The organism is Marmoricola sp. Leaf446, assembly GCF_001424755.1.
Taxonomy (GTDB): Bacteria; Actinomycetota; Actinomycetes; order Propionibacteriales; family Nocardioidaceae; genus Marmoricola.
Window position 1 is genome coordinate 18,777 of the sequence record NZ_LMRF01000006.1, and the last position, 16,666, is coordinate 35,442.

General features: G+C 74.8%; 13 protein-coding genes. 4 read left to right on the forward strand and 9 right to left on the reverse strand.

Going from position 1 to position 16,666, the window contains the following annotated elements; translation table 11 throughout:
- Window positions 1-400: 400 nt before the first annotated feature.
- Window positions 401-721 carry a putative quinol monooxygenase gene (locus tag ASG49_RS14720; protein ID WP_056543219.1) on the reverse strand — a complete coding sequence of 107 codons (321 nt, stop codon included), beginning with the start codon at window positions 719-721 and terminating at the stop codon, window positions 401-403.
- A gap of 126 nt (window positions 722-847) precedes the next feature.
- Here ASG49_RS14720 and ASG49_RS14725 point away from each other — a divergent pair, with 126 nt between their 5' ends.
- Entirely contained in the window at window positions 848-1,690 is an 843-nt protein-coding gene (locus tag ASG49_RS14725; protein WP_082534247.1) for an IclR family transcriptional regulator, read from the forward strand.
- Here ASG49_RS14725 and ASG49_RS14730 read toward each other — a convergent pair.
- Entirely contained in the window at window positions 1,687-2,709 is a 1,023-nt protein-coding gene (locus ASG49_RS14730) for a DUF1731 domain-containing protein (protein ID WP_056543223.1), read from the reverse strand. The two genes, ASG49_RS14725 and ASG49_RS14730, sit on opposite strands and share 4 nt — an antisense overlap.
- Before the next feature lie 142 nt (window positions 2,710-2,851).
- On the opposite strand from ASG49_RS14730, the gene ASG49_RS14735 reads away from it, so the two are divergent.
- From ASG49_RS14735 to ASG49_RS14745, 3 genes are all read left to right on the forward strand, one after another.
- Entirely contained in the window at window positions 2,852-3,364 is a 513-nt protein-coding gene (locus ASG49_RS14735; RefSeq protein WP_056543225.1) for a gluconate 2-dehydrogenase subunit 3 family protein, read from the forward strand.
- On the forward strand, window positions 3,364-4,953 hold the full coding sequence (locus tag ASG49_RS14740; protein WP_056543227.1) for a GMC family oxidoreductase: 1,590 nt from the start codon (window positions 3,364-3,366) through the stop codon (window positions 4,951-4,953). Before ASG49_RS14735 ends, ASG49_RS14740 begins: the two co-directional genes overlap by 1 nt.
- A 119-nt stretch (window positions 4,954-5,072) precedes the next feature.
- The gene (locus ASG49_RS14745; protein WP_235562109.1) at window positions 5,073-7,736 is read left to right on the forward strand and encodes an FAD-binding and (Fe-S)-binding domain-containing protein; all 2,664 of its coding nucleotides are present in this window, start codon (window positions 5,073-5,075) and stop codon (window positions 7,734-7,736) included.
- A 13-nt stretch (window positions 7,737-7,749) separates the two neighbouring features.
- Here the strand turns inward: ASG49_RS14745 and ASG49_RS14750 are convergent, their stop codons facing one another.
- The 7 genes from ASG49_RS14750 to ASG49_RS14780 form a co-directional block, all read right to left on the reverse strand.
- Window positions 7,750-8,187 (reverse strand): hypothetical protein, encoded by a 438-nt coding sequence (locus tag ASG49_RS14750; protein WP_056543231.1) that lies wholly within the window; start codon window positions 8,185-8,187, stop codon window positions 7,750-7,752.
- 51 nt (window positions 8,188-8,238) lie between these two features.
- A complete protein-coding gene (locus tag ASG49_RS14755; RefSeq protein ID WP_056543233.1) occupies window positions 8,239-8,559 on the reverse strand; it encodes an antibiotic biosynthesis monooxygenase in 321 nt (106 codons plus the stop codon).
- Between the two features lie 36 nt (window positions 8,560-8,595).
- Entirely contained in the window at window positions 8,596-11,073 is a 2,478-nt protein-coding gene (pheT, locus tag ASG49_RS14760) for a phenylalanine--tRNA ligase subunit beta (RefSeq protein WP_056543235.1), read from the reverse strand.
- The gene (gene pheS, locus ASG49_RS14765; RefSeq protein WP_056543238.1) at window positions 11,074-12,177 is read right to left on the reverse strand and encodes a phenylalanine--tRNA ligase subunit alpha; all 1,104 of its coding nucleotides are present in this window, start codon (window positions 12,175-12,177) and stop codon (window positions 11,074-11,076) included.
- A gap of 65 nt (window positions 12,178-12,242) precedes the next feature.
- Complete coding sequence (locus tag ASG49_RS14770) at window positions 12,243-13,268, reverse strand: PAS domain-containing sensor histidine kinase (protein WP_056543240.1); 1,026 nt, start codon at window positions 13,266-13,268, stop codon at window positions 12,243-12,245.
- Window positions 13,269-13,278: 10 nt separating this feature from the next.
- A complete protein-coding gene (locus ASG49_RS14775; protein ID WP_056543243.1) occupies window positions 13,279-15,945 on the reverse strand; it encodes a DUF4153 domain-containing protein in 2,667 nt (888 codons plus the stop codon).
- A complete protein-coding gene (locus tag ASG49_RS14780) occupies window positions 15,942-16,634 on the reverse strand; it encodes a response regulator transcription factor (RefSeq protein WP_056543245.1) in 693 nt (230 codons plus the stop codon). Before ASG49_RS14780 ends, ASG49_RS14775 begins: the two co-directional genes overlap by 4 nt.
- Window positions 16,635-16,666 lie beyond the last annotated feature (32 nt).

The following is a 16,666-nucleotide window of genomic DNA, read 5'->3' on the forward strand; positions in this document are numbered from 1 at the left end:
CATGTATTCGCGAGCTGGGTGTCGGCGCGGCCGGGCGGGCGGGGTACGACGTCGGGTGGCCGAGTGCCACACCAGCGTTCTCAGGGCGCCGCAACGAGGACGCAGGTGTGGCACTCGCCCACCGTCGACCTGCGAATGTGGCCGGCGGGACGCCCGAGGTGCGCAGCCGTCACGGGCGCGACATTCGCGGACGGCGGACGTACGACGTCAGGTGGCCGAGTGCCACACCAGCGTTCTCAGGGCACCGCAACGACGACACAGGTGTGGCACTCGCCCACCGTCGACCTGCGAATGTGGCCGGCGGGACACCCGAGGTGCGCAACCGCCACAGGCGCGACATTCGCATGCCCGGCGGACGCCAGCCAGCCGCCCGGCGCGCGGCGTCAGGCGGTGGCGCCGATCAGTCGATCTCGAACTCGCCGAGGCGGTCCCAGTGGTCGCCCTCCATGAGGACGTTGCGCACCAGCGGCGTCTCCTGGACGTACTGCGGCAGGTCGGCCTGCGCCTGCTTGAAGTGGTCGCTGCCGACGTGGGCCTCGGCGGCGTCGTCGCGGAAGGCCTCGATGAGGACGTACTGGTTCGGGTCCTCGACGCTGCGCGACCACTCGAAGAAGATGTTGCCCTCCTCGGCGCGGGTGGCCTCGGTGAAGTCCTTGGCCAGCTCGGGCCACGCGTCGGCGTGCTCGGGCTTCACCTTCCACTTGACGCAGATGAAGATCATGGGCGCAGTCTCCTTCGGGAGTGGGGTCACGGCGTACGACGGGTGAGCCTGCCAGGTGCCACCGACGGCCCACCACCACCCTTGTCGTCGGCTGAGAACGGTTGGCCGACCTCCTACCCTGTGGTCATGGTCACGGGTACGCCGCTGCACGACTCTCCCGGCGCCGCGGCCGCGCCGACGCCGGCAGCGACGCCCGAGACCGCACCGCGCGCCGGGTCGGTGCACCGCACCCTGGAGATCCTCGAGGTCGTCGCGGCCCAGGGCGGCGCCTCGGCCAAGGACATCTCCGACGCCACCGGCCTGCCGCTGCCGACCGTCTACCGCCTCGCCCGCGAGCTGCTGGACAGCGACTACCTGGTGCACATCCGCGAGGAGAAGCGCTTCGAGCTCGGCTACAAGCTGCACCAGCTCGGCGTCTCGCTGCACCAGCAGATTGGCGTGCCGCGGGCGGTGCGCCAGGAGGTGGTCGCGCTCCACGAGCAGCTCGACCTGGCCGCCTACTTCGCGGTGCACCGCGGCTCCCAGATCGCCGTCGTCGCGACGGCCGACTCCCCCACCTGCCCGCGGCTGCGGCCCATCGACTTCGGCTTCCACGAGGCCGCGCACGCCACCGCGCTGGGCAAGATCCTGCTGGCCAACATGGAGCCCGAGCAGCGCACGCTGCACCTCGACCCCGAGCCGATGCCGCGCTTCGGGCCCGGCACCATCACCGGTCACGACGAGCTCGCCCGGCAGCTCGACGTCGTCGCCGACCGCGGCCTGGCGTGGGAGTACGGCGAGTTCCAGGCCGGGGCCACCTGCGTGGCCGCCGCGGTGCGCGCCGGCAACGGGGTGCTGCTCGGCTCGGTCGCCGTCTCCGGCACCGACGAGCGGATGGCCCAGGACCCGGCCTCCGTGGAGGCCGCCCTCCGGGCGACCGCCTCGCGGGTGAGCCGGTTCTACCGCTCCGGGCGCACCCAGCAGCGCTAGCCCCCGGTGCCGCGCGCCATCGCGCGCAGCGTGGCCACCGGGTTGGTGCCCTCGGGCCGCTGGGTCGTACGCCGCACGAGGTCGCGGGCCGCCCCGGGCCACGCCGGGTGCGCGAACTCGAACCCTGCCTCGAGCAGGCGACCCGGCACCACGCGGCGGCTCTTGAGCAGCAGCTCGGGGTCGGTCCGCATCGCCCAGGCGCCGAGGCCCGCCATCCCCCGCGTGGCGGGCAGGCCCACCCGGGTGCCCCAGGCGTGCCGGAGGTCGCGCATCAGCTCGGCCTGGGGCACCGGCCCCGGCGCGGCCAGGTTGACCGGACCGTCGAGGTCGTCGCGGGCGAGCAGCAGGTCGACCGCGCGGACGACGTCGTCACCGTGGATCCACGAGACGTACTGCTGCCCCCCGGCGACCGCCCCGCCGGCACCGGCCCGAGCCAGGACGGAGAGCACGTCGAAGATCCCGCCCTGGTCGGGCGTCATCACCATCGCGGCGCGCAGCGCGACCCGGCGGGTGCCGGGCAGGTCGAGCTCGGCCTGGGCGCCCTCCCAGCGGCGCGCGATGCGCACGCTGTACTCCCAGTAGAGCGGGACGTGCCGCTCCTCGCCGCCGATCACGCCGGTCGCCTCGTCGTTGGCGGGGTTGCCCGGCTCGTCGCTGCGGTCGGCGTAGATGGTGGCCGTGCTCATCTGGAGCCACACCGCGGGCGGACGGGCGGCTGCGGCGACGGCCCGGCCGACCGCGCGGGTGGAGTCGACGCGGCTGTCCATCATCTGGCGCAGGTGTTGGTCGGTGTAGCGGCAGCTGACCGAGCGCCCGGCCAGGTTGAGCACGGCGTCGGCCCCGTCGAGCTCGGCGACCCACGGTCCCGGCGTACGCCCGTCCCACGGCACGTGGCGGGCGCCCGGCACGTTGCCCGGGGCGCCGCGGCCCAGCACCACCACGTCGTGGCCCCCGTCGACGAGCGAGCGCTGCAGCAGGCGCCCGACCTGGCCCGACCCGCCGGGCAGCACGATCCTCATGCGCCAAACCTAGACCGGCCGGGTTCTCAGGGGGCGATAAGCGCTGTGGCCGCTGTCACACCCGACGCCTAACGTGGCGGCCATCACACCCCCACCACACCTGAGGTCCGGCACGTCTGCCGGGCCGGAGCCGGGAGCCTCCATGGTCGACAGCACCGCCGACACCGTCAGCCCAGCGGCCCGCACCAACCTGGTGCGGCTGCTCCGGGCGGCCTACCCCCACCCGCGGTTCCCCGACGGCCCCTACGAGCGGACCGCCGACACGATCATCGACCAGGTCGGCGAGTCGCTGTGGCACCGGCTGGCGCTGGTGCAGGGCCTGGAGTCCCTCGACGCGGCGGCGCAGCACAGCCGGGGCACCGGCTTCGCCGAGCTCGACGACGAGCAGGCGCTCGCCCTGCTGCGCGGCATCGAGGACGCCCAGTTCTTCGCCTTCGTCCGCGGCGTCACCGTGGTGACGCTCTACAACGACCACGAGGTCTGGGACCTGCTCGGCTACGAGGGCGAGTCCTACTCCAAGGGCGGCTACCTGCACCGCGGCTTCGACGACCTCGACTGGCTGCCCAACCCCCGCGTCGAGGAGTACGACGGACCCGAGCAGATCGTCGAGGTGGCCCCCGACGACCAGCTCACCACCACCGGAGGGACGCACTGATGGCCGAGAACACCCCGCACCTGGGCAACCCGATCCCGCACGACGAGGAGGTCGTGGTCATCGTCGGGTCCGGCGCCGGCGGCGGCACGGTGGCCTACGAGCTGACCCAGAAGGGCATCCCCTGCGTGGTGCTCGAGGCCGGCCCCTGGCTGCTGCCCGAGGACTACGAGAACGACGAGTGGGCCGCCTTCAACCAGATGGCGTGGCTGGACAACCGCACCGCGTCCGGTCCCTACCGCGTCGCCACCGACTTCCCCAACCTCCCGGCCTGGATCGTCAAGGCCGTCGGCGGCACCACGACCCACTGGTCCGGAGCGACGCCGCGGTTCCGCGAGTACGAGTTCAAGACCCGCAGCCACTACGGCCGGGTCGAGGGCGCCAACCTGCTCGACTGGCCGATCACGCTGGCCGACCTCGCGCCGTTCTACGACCGCGCCGAGAAGGCGATCGGCTCCACCCACCGCCACGGCCGGCCGGCGCTGCCCGCCAACAACAACTACAAGGTGCTCGCCAACGGCGCCGAGAAGGTCGGCTACAAGTTCTACGCGACCGGCCCCTACGGCACCAACGCCGAGCCGTACGACGGCCGCCCGGCCTCGATCCAGGACGGGTTCAACTTCCAGGGCGACAAGTCCACCGCCAAGTGGAGCACCGCCGTCCGCGAGATCCCGCGGGCGATCGCGACCGGCAAGTGCGAGGTGCGCCCCTCCAGCCAGGCCGTCCAGGTCACCCACGACGCCTCCGGGCGCGCCGACGCGGTGCTCTACCTCGACTCCGAGGGCAACCTGCACCGGCAGGCGGCCAAGGTCGTCTGCGTGGCGGGCAACTCGATCGAGTCGCCGCGGCTGCTGCTGATGAGCGCCAGCGCGCTGCACCCCGACGGGCTGGCCAACTCCTCGGGCCAGGTGGGCCGCAACTACATGCGCCACACCACGGGCTCGGTCTACGCCCGCTTCGACCAGCCGGTGCACATGTACCGCGGCGAGACCATGGCCGGCATCATCGCCGACGAGGCGCGCCTGGACACCTCGCGCGGGTTCGCGGGCGGCTACTACATGGAGACCCTCTCGCTCGGTCCGGCCTTCCTCGCCGCGTTCGCCGAGCCCGGCTCCTGGGGCCCGGAGTTCACCGAGATCCTCGACGCCTACCAGAACACCGCCGGCATGTGGGTGGTGGGCGAGGACATGCCGCAGGAGACCAACCGGGTCACCCTCAGCCCGGCCCTGCAGGACCAGTGGGGCCTGCCCGCCCCCGACGTCCACTTCGAGGACCACCCCAACGACGTGGCGATGCGCGAGCACGGCTACGGTCGCGCGGACATGCTCTACGAAGCCGTCGGTGCCAACGGCACCCACCACACGCCGCCCTACCCGGCCACCCACAACCTGGGCACCTGCCGGATGAGTGAGCGGCCGGAGGACGGCGTCGTCGACGCGTTCGGGCAGGCCCACGACGTGCCGGGCCTCTACGTCAGCGACGGCTCGGTGATGACCACCGGCGCCGCGGCCAACCCGACGCTGACCATCGTGGCGCTGGCGATCCGCCAGGCCGAGCACATCGCCTCGCAGCTGGGCAAGGGAGCGTCCTGAGCACCCTCGCCCACCGGCTCCGCGGGTCGGTCGGGGACGGGTGCACCGTCTCCGACCGACCCCCGGACCTGCTCGCCCGGGCCCACGACGCGTCGCACTACCTGCTGCACCCCGAGACCGTGGTGACCGCGCGGGACACCGCCGCGGTCTCCGAGGTGATGCGGGCCTGCACCCGCCTCGGCGTGCCGATGACCTTCCGCAGCGGCGGCACCTCGCTCTCGGGCCAGGCCCTGAGCGACTCGGTGCTGGTCGACACCCGCACCGGCTTCACCGGCGTCGAGGTGCTCGACGGCGGCCACCGGGTGCGCGTCCAGCCCGGAGCCACCATCCGCGCCGTGAACACCCGGCTGGCCCCGTTCGGCCGCAAGCTCGGCCCGGACCCGGCCAGCGAGGTCGCCTGCACCGTCGGCGGCGTTCTGGCCAACAACTCCTCGGGCATGCAGTGCGGCACCGAGCTCAACAGCTACAACACCGTCGAGTCGATGGTGCTGGTCCTGCCCAGCGGCACCGTCGTCGACTCCGCCGCCCCCGGCGCCTCCCGCCGGCTCGCCGAGCAGGAGCCGGAGCTGCACGCCGGGCTGCTCCGGCTGCAGCGGCGCGTGCGCGACGACCCGGCCTCGGTCGCGACGCTGGAGCGGCTGTTCGCGCTCAAGAACACCATGGGCTACGGCCTGAACAGCCTGCTCGACCACGACGACCCGCTCGACGTGCTGGTCCACCTGATGGTGGGCAGCGAGGGCACGCTCGGGTTCATCGCCTCCGCGGTCTTCCGCACCGTCGAGGTCCTCCCCCATGCCGCCACCGGCCTGCTCGTCTTCGACGACCTGGCAACGGCGTCGTCGTCGGTGCCCGACGTGCTGGCGACCGGGGTGGCCACCGCCGAGCTGCTCGACGCCGAGTCGCTGCGGGTCGCCCAGGCCGACCCGGGCTGCCCGTCGCAGATCCGGCGGCTCGACGTACGCCGCCACGCGGCGCTGCTCGTCGAGCTCCAGGCCGACTCCGCCGACGCGCTCGCCGGTCTGCGCAGCGACGCCGAGCCCGGGCTGGAGAGGCTGCGGCTCACCTCGCTGGCCGAGCTGACCTCGGACGCGGCCGAGCGGGCCTCGCTGTGGCGCACCCGCAAGGGCCTCTACAGCGCCGTCGCCGCGGCCCGGCCGCAGGGCTCCAACGCGCTCCTCGAGGACGTGGCCGTGCCCGTCGACCGGCTCGGCGAGATCTGCCGCGGCCTGACCGGGCTGTTCGACACCCACGCCTACGAGGCGCCGGTGATCTTCGGCCACGCCCGCGACGGCAACCTGCACTTCCTGCTCAACGAGCGCTTCGACGACGCCGCCCTGCTGCGCCGCTACGAGGACTTCACCACCGACATGATCGACCTGGTGCTCGACCTCGGCGGCACCCTCAAGGCCGAGCACGGCACCGGCCGGATCATGGCGCCCTTCGTCGAGCGTCAGTACGGCGCGGAGCTGACCGGCGTGATGCGCGAGCTCAAGCAGCTCGCCGACCCCCACGGCACGCTCAACCCCGGCTCGGTGCTCACCGACGACCCCGGGCTGTGGCTGCGCGACCTCAAGACCGCGCCGGTCGTGGAGGAGGAGGTCGACCGCTGCGTGGAGTGCGGCTTCTGCGAGCCGGTCTGCCCGTCGCGCTCGCTGACGCTGACGCCGCGGCAGCGCATCGTGCTGCGGCGCGAGCGCGAGTCCGCGCTGGCCCGCGGCGACCACGCGCTGGTCGCCTCGCTCGACGAGGACTACGACTACGACGGCCTGGAGACCTGCGCCGCCGACGGCATGTGCGCCACCGCCTGCCCGGTGCTGATCAACACCGGCGACCTGGTCAAGCGGCTGCGGGCCGAGGGCTCCTCGCGCACGGCCGAGCGGGCCTGGACGACGGCCGCCGGCCACTGGGGCACCGCGACGCGGGCCGCCTCGGCGGCGCTGTCGGTGGCCGACCGGCTGCCCGGCCCGGTGCCGGTCGCGCTGTCCCGGGCCGGACGTCGCGTGGCGGGCGCCGACGCGGTCCCGCTCTACGACCCCGCGCTCGGGTCCGGTGGCGAGGTCCGCCGCACCCTGGCCGATCCCGCGGCCGAGGCGGTGCTGTTCAGCGCCTGCGTCGGCACGATGTTCGGCGGCGGTGTCGACGCCGCGCTGCGCACGCTGGCCGAGCGGGCCGGCGTACGCCTGCGGACACCGGACGACCTGGCCTCGCTGTGCTGCGGCACGCCCTGGAAGTCCAAGGGGCACCGCGAGGGCCACCAGCGGATGGCCGCGACGGTGCGCGCGTCGCTGCACCGGGCCACCGACGGCGGCCGGCTCCCGGTCGTGGTCGACGCGAGCTCGTGCACCGAGGGCCTGACCGAGGTGCTGGAGGGCACGACCGTCCTCGACGCCACCAGCTTCGTTCGTGAGCACCTGCTGCCCCGGCTCCGCGTCACCACGCCGCTGCCGGCGGTCGTGGTCCACCCGACCTGCTCGAGCACCGCGCTGGGCGTCACCGACGACCTCGTCGCGCTGGCCCGGGCCTGCGCGGGCGAGGGCGGCGACGTCCGGGTGCCCGGCGCCTGGGGATGCTGTGCGTTTGCGGGCGACCGGGGGCTGCTGCACCCCGAGCTGACCGCCTCGGCGACGGCACCGGAGTCGGCCGAGGTCGCGACCATGGACCTGCCGGCCGGAGCGGCGTACGTCTCGGGCAACCGCACCTGCGAGATCGGCATGTCGCGGGCCACCGGGGCGACCTACCGCCACGTGCTCGAGGTGCTGGAGGAGGCCACCCGGCCCCGGTGACGCGCGGGCGACCTCAGGCGTGCTCGGGCGGGAACGACCGGGCACGCACCATCGCGCAGGCCTGGTCGAGCGCCGCGGACAGGGTGGCCGAGTCGGGCACCTCGTCGCGGACGACCTCGCTGCCGAGCTCGAGGTTGCGGGCCAGCCGGTCGAGGGGGAAGTCACGGCGGTCCAGCACGCGTGCCAGCCACGCCACCTCGTGGTCGAGGTCGACCAGCCCCTCGGCGGCCAGGGCCGTCCAGTTGAGCAGGTGCTGGTTGTCGTGCTGGCACCACGCACGGCCGACCTCGCCGTAGCGCGCGTCCTCGTCGGGGAAGTCCTCGTAGTAGCGCCCGCACACCCGGCCGGCGAGGTCGACGAGGTCCAGGGCGCGGCCGTCGGGTCCGGGGGCGTAGCGGGGCGCCGCCATGCCCGACGGCGGCGGCGAGCGACGGTCGGGGCGCTGGGTCACCGGGACATCACCGGGACATCACCGGGACCTCACCGGGACCTCACCGGGACCTCATCGGGCGACGACCTCGTAGGTGTCGTGCAGCTGCTCGAGCCGGTCCAGCCGGATGGCGCGGTGCAGGTCGGGGTCGACCCGGTCGTGGGAGACGCGGTGGGCCGGGGACCTCATGTAGGCGGTGAAGTGCTCCTTGGTGTCCCACCGGGAGACCATCCAGATCTCCTGGCCGTCCTCGCTGCGCTTGTCCGAGCGCCACACCTCGAGGTCGACGAAGCCCTCGACCGAGTCGACGAGGCCGGCTCGGTCGCGGAACGCGGCGACGAGCTCCTCGCTGCGGTCCTCGGGCACCCGGAGCCGGGAGACGGAGACGTACATGCCGCGCAACCTAGCCGCGTCGCCGCCCGGACCGGGTCAGGCGCGCTGCTCGGCCCCGTGTCGCTGTGCCGCCAGGGCCACCGCCGCCTCACGAGCGGCCGCGGTGTCCTGCTCGGTCAGGGTGCGGTCGGGCGCCCGGAACCGCAGCGCGAAGGCCAGCGACTTCCGCCCCTCGGGCACGGGCGGACCGGTCCACACGTCGAAGAGCCGCAGGCCCTCCAGCAGCGGCCCCGCCCCCTCGCGCAGCGTGGCGGCCAGCTCGGCGGCGGGCAGGTCGGCGTCGACGACGAGCGCGACGTCCTCCTTGGCCACCGGGAAGGTGGAGAACTCCGGGGCCCGGGCCGGGACCGCACGGGACAGCAGCGCGTCGAGGTCGAGCTCGGCGAGGGCCGTGCGGGCAGGGACGCCGAGGTCGCGGCACACCCGGGGGTGCAGCTCGCCCGCGTGGCCCACCGACACCCCGTCGACCAGCAGCTCGGCACAGCGGCCGGGGTGCCAGGGCGCCAGCGCCGCGCTGCGCACGGTGAGCTCGAGCCCGAGTGCCCTGGCCACCACGCGCGCGGTCTCGACGGCGTCGGCCCAGATGGCGGTGCGACCCTCGCCCCACCATCCGGACCGGTCGCGCTCGCCGGCCACCGCCAGCGCGAGGTGCAGCGGCTGCTCGGGCACGGCGGCGTTGAGCGCCTCCCACTCGGCCGCGTCGGGCCGACGGTCGACGCCCAGGATCGGTGCGCCGTCCCCGCGGGGCCGGGTCACCGGGGCGACCTCGAACAGTGCCAGGTCGCCAGCGCCGCGACCGACGTTGCGGGCCACGGTGGCCAGCAGCCCCGGGAGCAGCGTCGTGGTCATCAGGGGTTCCTCGGCGCTGAGCGGGTTGGCCAGCCGCAGCGTCGTACGACGGGGGTCGTCGGTCGCCAGCCCGAGCCGGTCGAGGTCGGCCTCGCCGACGAACGGGAAGGTGAGCACCTCGACGTAGCCCTCGCCGGCCATCGTGCGCCCGACCCGACGACGCATCGTCTGCGCGGGGGTGAGCCCGCGGCCCGACGGTGCGGGCGGGAGCACGCTCGGGACGTGCTCGTAGCCGACGATGCGCGCGACCTCCTCGACCAGGTCGAAGGGGTCGGCGAGGTCGGGGCGCCAGCTCGGCAGCTCCGCGGTCAGCGTGTCGGGACCTGTCTCGACCCGGCAGCCGACCGCCTCGAGGTGGGCGAGCACGGTGTGCGAGGCGATGTCCATGCCGGTGACGCGGGCGGGCAGGTCCAGCGGGATCGTGACCGTACGCCGCGCCGGCGGGGCGCCGACCACGGTCACGCCCGGCTCCACGGTGCCGCCGCCCAGCTCGGCCAGCAGCGTGACCACCCGGTCGGCGGCGGCCTCGCAGACCTCGGGGTCGACGCCGCGCTCGTTGCGGCGCCCGGCCTCGGAGGTGAGCTTGTGCCGACGGCCGGTGCGGAACATCGACGGGCCGTCCCAGTGGGCCGACTCGACGAGCACGCGGGTGGTGGTCGCGGACATCTCGGTGGTCTGCCCACCCATGACGCCGCCGAGGCCGATGATGCCGCTGTCGTCGGTGACGACGAGGTCCTCGGGCGAGAGCGCCCGGTCGGTGCCGTCGAGCGTCGTCAGCCGCTCGCCCGCACGGGCGCGACGCACCCCGACGGTGCCGGTGAGCTTGTCGGCGTCGTAGCCGTGGATCGGCCGGCCGAGCTCGAACATCACGTAGTTGGTGACGTCGACGGCCAGCGAGATCGACCGCTGGCCGACCAGGGCCAGCCGGCGCGCCATCCAGTCCGGCGTGGGGGCGGTGGGGTCGAAGCCGGAGACGGTGCGGGCCACGAAGACCGGGCAGCCCTCGGGGTCCTCGATGGCCACGGCAGGACCGGCGCCGTCGGCCGGCGGCACGTCGCGCTCGGCGGGGTCGTGGAAGGCGACGCCGAGGCCGAGCGCCGCCTCGCGGGCGACGCCGCGCAGCGACAGCGCGTAGGCGCGGTCGGGGTTGACCTCGAGCTCGAGCACCTCGTCGCGCAGGTCGAGCAGCTCCAGCACGTCGTCGCCGGGCTGCCCCGCGTCGGCGGGCAGCACCAGGATGCCGTCGTGGTCGTCGCCCAGGCCGAGCTCCCGGGTGGAGCAGATCATCCCGGCCGAGACGTGGCCGTAGGTCTTGCGGGCCGCGATCTCGAACCCGCCGGGCAGCACGCCGCCCGGCAGCACGACGACCACGAGGTCACCGACGCCGAAGTTGTGGGCGCCGCACACGATGCCCTGCGGCTCGCCGGTGCCGTTGGCGTCACCCACGTCGACGGTGCACCAGTTGATGGTCTTGCCGTTCTTCTGCGGCTCGGGCTCCATCGTCAGCACGCGGCCGACCACGAGCGGGCCGGTGAGGTCGTGGCCGGGACGCTCGATCGCCTCGAGCTTGAGCCCGAGCGCGGTCAGCCGGGCCGCCAGGTCGTCGGCGGTGACGTCGTCCGGCAGGGCGGCGTACTCGCGGATCCAGGACAGGGGGGCCTTCATCTACAGGTCACTTCCGAACGCGGTGGAGAAGCGGACGTCGCCCTCGAACATGTCGCGCATGTCCGAGACGCCGTGGCGGAACATCAGCATCCGGTCGATGCCGAAGCCGAACGCGAAGCCGGTGTAGCGGTCGGGGTCGACGCCGCAGGCGACCAGCACCCGGGGGTTGACCACGCCGCAGCCGCCGAGCTCGATCCAGCCCTCGCCCTTGCAGGTGCGGCAGTCCTCGATCGCCGGGGCGAGCCCGCGGCAGACGAAGCAGACCATGTCCATCTCGGCCGAGGGCTCGGTGAAGGGGAAGTACGACGGCCGGAACCGCGTCCGGATGCCCTCGCCGAAGAGCACGCCGAGCATGTGGTCCAGCGAGCCGCGCAGGTGGGCCATGGTGATCCCGGAGTCGATGACGAGGCCCTCCACCTGGTGGAACATCGGGCTGTGCGTCGCGTCGTACTCGTCGGTGCGGAACACCCGGCCGGGCGAGACGACGTAGATCGGGGGCGTGCGCGTCAGCATCGCGCGTGCCTGCACCGGGCTGGTCTGGGTGCGCAGCACGAGGTGGTGCTCGGCCGGCTCGGTCCAGAAGGTGTCCTGCATGGTCCGCGCCGGGTGGTCGGGCCCCAGGTTGAGGGCGTCGAAGTTGAGCCACTCGGCCTCGACCAGCGGCCCCTCGGCCACCTCCCAGCCCATCGCGACGAAGACGTCGGCGATGCGCTCGGACAGCATCGTGATCGGGTGGCGGGCGCCGGTCGGGCGTCGGTCCCACGGCAACGTGACGTCCACGGTCTCCTCGGCCAGCATCCGGGCCTCGGCCTCGACCTCGAGCTCGGCCTGCCGGGCGGCGAGCGCCTGGGTGACGGCGCCGCGGGCCTGGCCGACGCGGCGGCCGGCGTCCTTGCGGGCCTGCGGCGGCAGCGCGCCGATCTCGCGGTTGGCCAGGGCCAGCGGCGAGCGGTCGCCCGCGTGCTCGGTGCGGACCCGCTTGAGGTCGGCCAGGTCGGTGGCGCCCTGCACCGCCTCGAGGGCGGCGACGCGCATCGCCTCGACGTGCTCCTCGTCGAGGGGGGTCACCTGCACCGGGTCGTACTCGGAGTTGGGGCCGGACATGGGTGCCTTTCGTCGAGCGCGCGCCGGGACGGGCGCGCAGGTGCGCGGGCCAGTCTAGGTGCGGCTCAGCGGCGGTCGGTGGAGGGCCAGCGGACGTCGACGCGGGCACCGCCGGCGGCGCTGTCGCCGATCTCGACCTCGCCGCCGTGGACCCGCACCAGGCCGCCGACGATGTACATCCCCAGGCCGGTGCCGCCGCGGACGCCGTGCTTCCAGAACTTGGTGAACACGCGCGACCGGATGGCCTCCTCGATCCCCTCGCCGTCGTCCTCCACGCGCAGCAGCACCCCGGCGAACGGCGTCGCCAGCGGCTCGACGCTGACGCGCACCGTGCCCTCGCCGTGCCGCACGCCGTTGTCGACGAGGTTGGTCAGCACCTGGGTGAGCTTGTCGGGGTCGGCGAAGACGGGCGGCAGCTCCGCGGCGTACGACGCCACGACCGTGCGGTGGGTGCCCTGCGCCGCCGAGCGCACGCACCGGTCCACCGCGGCGCGCACGTCGACCTCGCGGGGGTAGAGCGGCAGCCGGCCGGTGTCGATGCGGGCCACGTCGAGGAGCTCGGTGATCAGCCGGGAGAGCCGCTCGGCGTCCGCGTGCACGGTGGTGAGCATCAGCCGCTTCTGGTCGTCGTTGAGCCGGTCCCACTTGTCCAGCAGCGTGGTGACGAAGCCCTTGACGCCCGTCAGCGGCGAGCGCAGCTCGTGGGCGACCGTGGCGACGAGGTCGGAGCGGTCGCGGTCGAGCCGGGCCCGGCCACGTCCCGAGCGGACCACCAGCGCCACGTGCTCCACGGGCCCGAACCTCACCGGGCGGGTCATCCTGCCGGTGACGAGCACCTCGGTGCCGTCGCGGGTCAGCCAGCTCTGCTCGGTCAGGCCCACCCGGCTGCCGAGGCCGGCGTACGGCGTGGTGCTCGTCCACCAGTCGACGCTGTCCTGGTCCTGGAGCGCCATCACCTCGCGCAGGTGCAGGCCCACGACCGCGGTGGGGCCGAGCAGCTTCCGGGCCGCCGCGTTGACGACCGTGACCGTGCCGGTCGCGTCGGCGACGACCACCCCGTCAGGGAGAAGGTCGAGCAGCGCGTCGGGCACGCCTGCGACCCTAGGGGATCGAGGCGCCCACCACCGGGCACGCGCCCACCCCGCGGCTGTCGAGCTCGAGCCGGGCGGTGTCGGCCCGGGCGCGGCCGAGGTTCCAGGCCGACCAGACGGCCTCGTCGGCGGCGTCGTCGTCCCAGCGTGCGCCGACCGACGCGTCGCAGCGCAGCAGCTCGGGCCGCCGGTCGAGCAGCACCGGCACGGCGTCGTCGCTCAGGCCCAGCAGGTAGCGGTCGTCGACCTTGCCGGTCGCCTCGAGCCGGTCGAGGTTGGTCCGCGCCACCACCGCGTCGGGGTCGGCCACGGCCAGCCCGAGCAGCAGCACGGCGCCGGTGAGCACCGCGGCCCGGGGCAACCACGCGCCCCGCAGCCGCAGCCCGGCGACCAGCACGCCGAGGACGACCAGGCCCAGCCACACCTCGAACATCACGACGACCAGCCGCAGCCGGGTCAGGCCGTAGGCGTCGGTGTAGAGCGACATCCGCTGCAGCGCGCTGGCCACCACGACCAGGGTGAGCACGCACAGCGCGCCGGTCGAGGCCCGCAGCCAGGTCCGGTCGGCGCGCGCGAGCAGCGGCGCCTTGCGGGCGGCGAGCGCCACCACCACGAGGGTCAGCGCGGTGGCCACGGTGAGCTGGGCGAAGCCCTGGTGGACGTACTCCGCGTAGGTCAGGCCGGTGGTGCGCTGCACGAAGTCGTGGCCGCCGAGGACGGCCGCGGCCTGGGCGGCCAGGAAGGCGACGAAGACGGCGTCGACCAGCAGCACCGGCGCCAGCCACTCCCAGCGCCGCGCCACGGGCCGACGGTGGAACGGGCCGACGGGCTCGACGCGCGGCGGGTTCAGGCCGAGGTACGCCGCGGCGAGCACGATGCCGGCGACGGCCACGCCGGTGAAGATGCGCAGCACCAGCGTGCTCCCCAGGTCGGGCACCACCGCGTCGAACCACGACGAGAACACCGCGTCGGCGCTCGCGAACAGCAGCCCGAAGACCAGCACGCCCGCGAGCGAGAGCACCGCGGTGCGGGCCAGCGCCAGCCCCTGGCCCTCCCCGGAGAGCGTCCTCACGCACCGGCCCAACCACGGCAGCCCGCGCAGCCCGGCGAGCGGCCAGGCCACCACGCCGAGCAGCAGGCCCCGCACGGTGCGGGCCTCGACGCAGGCGGCCGTCACCAGCACCACCGAGACCAGCAGCCCCAGCGTGCCGACCCACAGCGCGTCCCGGACCACCAGCACGAGCGCGAAGCCGACGCAGAGCAGCACGCAGCCCCACCGGAAGGCGTCGCGGCCGGGCGGCGACACCCGGAGCACGAGCACGCCGGAGGCGAGCAGCACCAGCGTGGCGCCGATCCCGACCGCGGCGAACGGCATCGCGACCGCGGCGAGCACCCCGACCCCGAGCCCGGCGAGGAGGACGCCGGCGCGGCCCGGGACGCCGCGGTCGCGCCACAGCTCGCCGAACACCTCGTCGGCGACCGAGCCGCCGCCCGGTGCGCCCGGTGCGCCGGGTGCGCCCGGGACCGGGATCGGGGCGCGCGCGCCGGCGGGGTGCGGCACGGGCGGGGTGGGGGCCGACGGGGTGGGTGCGGGCATGACGGGCGTCCTCTCGAGGGGGCGGTGGGGCAGGCGTGGCGCGGTGGGCAGGTCGACGCGGAAGCGGGCGCCGGTCGGGCCGGTCGGGCCGGTCGGTCCGGCCGGGCCGGTCGGTCCGGCCGGGCTGGCGGGGACGGCGGGGTCGACGACGGCGATCCGGCCGCCGTGGAGGTCGGTGACCCAGCGGGCAATGGCGAGCCCGAGCCCGGTGCCGCCGGTGTCGTCGCCCGCGACGGTGCCGAAGCGCTCGAAGACCCGGTCGCGGTCGTGCGCGGCGATGCCGGGTCCTTGGTCGGACACCTCGAGCCGGGTGCCGCCCGGCCGTGCCGTCGCGTGCACCCGCACCTCTCCCCCGGCCGGCGAGTGCCGGGCGGCGTTGTCGAGCAGGTTGGTCAGCAGCTGGTGCAGCCGGCGCGGGTCCACGTCGGCGGTGAGGTCGGGGGGCTCGACGACCACGTCGAACCGGACGCCGCGGGAGGCCGCCAGGGAGGCCGTGCCCGCGCCGGCGACCGCCTCGTCGAGCAGGGTCCGCCACGGCAGCGTCTCGCGGCGCAGCGGGGCGACGCCGCCGTCGACCCGCGAGAGGTCGAGCAGGTCGGTGACGAGGTCGGAGAGCCGCTCGGCCTGCCGCAGCGCGCTCCGCACCGTGGCGGGGTCGGGCTCGACGACCCCGTCGGCGAGGTTCTCCAGCACCGCGACCAGCGCCGTCAGCGGGGTGCGCAGCTCGTGGGACACGCTGGCGACCAGGTCGCGGCGCTGGCGGTCCAGGGTGGCGAGGTCGCCGGCCATCGCGTCGAAGGCGCGGGCCAGCCGACCGACCTCGTCGGTGGCCGTGGACCCGACCCGGGTGGTGTAGTCGCCGGCGGCCATCCGGCCGGCGGCCTCGGTCATCGTCCGCAGCGGCGAGGTCATCCCGGCGGCCAGCAGCTGGCTGACGCCGAGCGCGAGCGCCACGGTCACCGGGATCGAGAGCCAGGCCGGCACCGAGCCCGCCCCCAGGGTGGCCAGCACGGCCGCCACCAGGACGCTGCCGACGACGACCAGGCCGAGCTTGAGCTTGATCGAGCCCCCGCGGGTCACCGGGGCTCCAGGGCGTAGCCGACGCCGTGGACCGTCCGCACCCGCTCGGCGCCGACCTTGGCCCGCAGCGAGCGGACGTGGCTGTCGACGGTGCGGGTGGCACCGGCACCGCCCTCCCACCCCCAGACCCCGGCGAGCAGCCGCTCCCGGGTCAGCACGTGCCCGGGGGCCGCGGCGAGCGCCTGGAGGAGGTCGAACTCGGTCGGGGTCAGGTGGACCTCGTCGCCGTCGACCTGCACGCGCCGCGACGCCGGGTCGAGCCGCAGCCCGCCCACGACCAGGGCCTCGGTCGGCGCGGCGGCGAGCTCGGCGGCGCGCTCCACCCGACGCAGCAGCGCCGCCACCCGGGCGACGAGCTCGCGCATCCGGAACGGCTTGGTCAGGTAGTCGTCGGCGCCGACCCCGAGGCCGACCAGCACGTCGGCCTCGTCGTCGCGGGCGGTCAGCATGAGCACCGGGACCGGGGTGGTGGCCTGGATCCGCCGGCACACCTCCAGCCCGTCGAAGCCGGGCAGCATCACGTCGAGCACGACCAGGTCGGGACGGTGCTCGGCGTGCGCGGCGACGGCACCCGGCCCGTCGTACGCCGTGACGACGCGGTGTCCCTCGGCCCGCAGCCGCTGGCACACCGACTCGTTGATGAGCGGCTCGTCCTCGACGACGAGGACGGTGGCGGGGCGGCTGCTCATGGAGCGAGCGTAGGAGCGCTGCGCCGCGGATC

What these genes read in the sequence shown, in the direction of transcription:
- ASG49_RS14740 (WP_056543227.1), top strand. Translation starts at nt 3,364, where the DNA reads ATGGCCGAGAACACCCCGCACCTGGGCAACCCGATCCCGCACGACGAG.
- pheT (WP_056543235.1), bottom strand. Translation starts at nt 11,073, where the DNA reads ATGAAGGCCCCCCTGTCCTGGATCCGCGAGTACGCCGCCCTGCCGGAC.
- ASG49_RS14735 (WP_056543225.1), top strand. Translation starts at nt 2,852, where the DNA reads ATGGTCGACAGCACCGCCGACACCGTCAGCCCAGCGGCCCGCACCAAC.
- pheS (WP_056543238.1), bottom strand. Translation starts at nt 12,177, where the DNA reads ATGTCCGGCCCCAACTCCGAGTACGACCCGGTGCAGGTGACCCCCCTC.
- ASG49_RS14725 (WP_082534247.1), top strand. Translation starts at nt 848, where the DNA reads ATGGTCACGGGTACGCCGCTGCACGACTCTCCCGGCGCCGCGGCCGCG.
- ASG49_RS14780 (WP_056543245.1), bottom strand. Translation starts at nt 16,634, where the DNA reads ATGAGCAGCCGCCCCGCCACCGTCCTCGTCGTCGAGGACGAGCCGCTC.
- ASG49_RS14730 (WP_056543223.1), bottom strand. Translation starts at nt 2,709, where the DNA reads ATGAGGATCGTGCTGCCCGGCGGGTCGGGCCAGGTCGGGCGCCTGCTG.
- ASG49_RS14720 (WP_056543219.1), bottom strand. Translation starts at nt 721, where the DNA reads ATGATCTTCATCTGCGTCAAGTGGAAGGTGAAGCCCGAGCACGCCGAC.
- ASG49_RS14755 (WP_056543233.1), bottom strand. Translation starts at nt 8,559, where the DNA reads ATGTACGTCTCCGTCTCCCGGCTCCGGGTGCCCGAGGACCGCAGCGAG.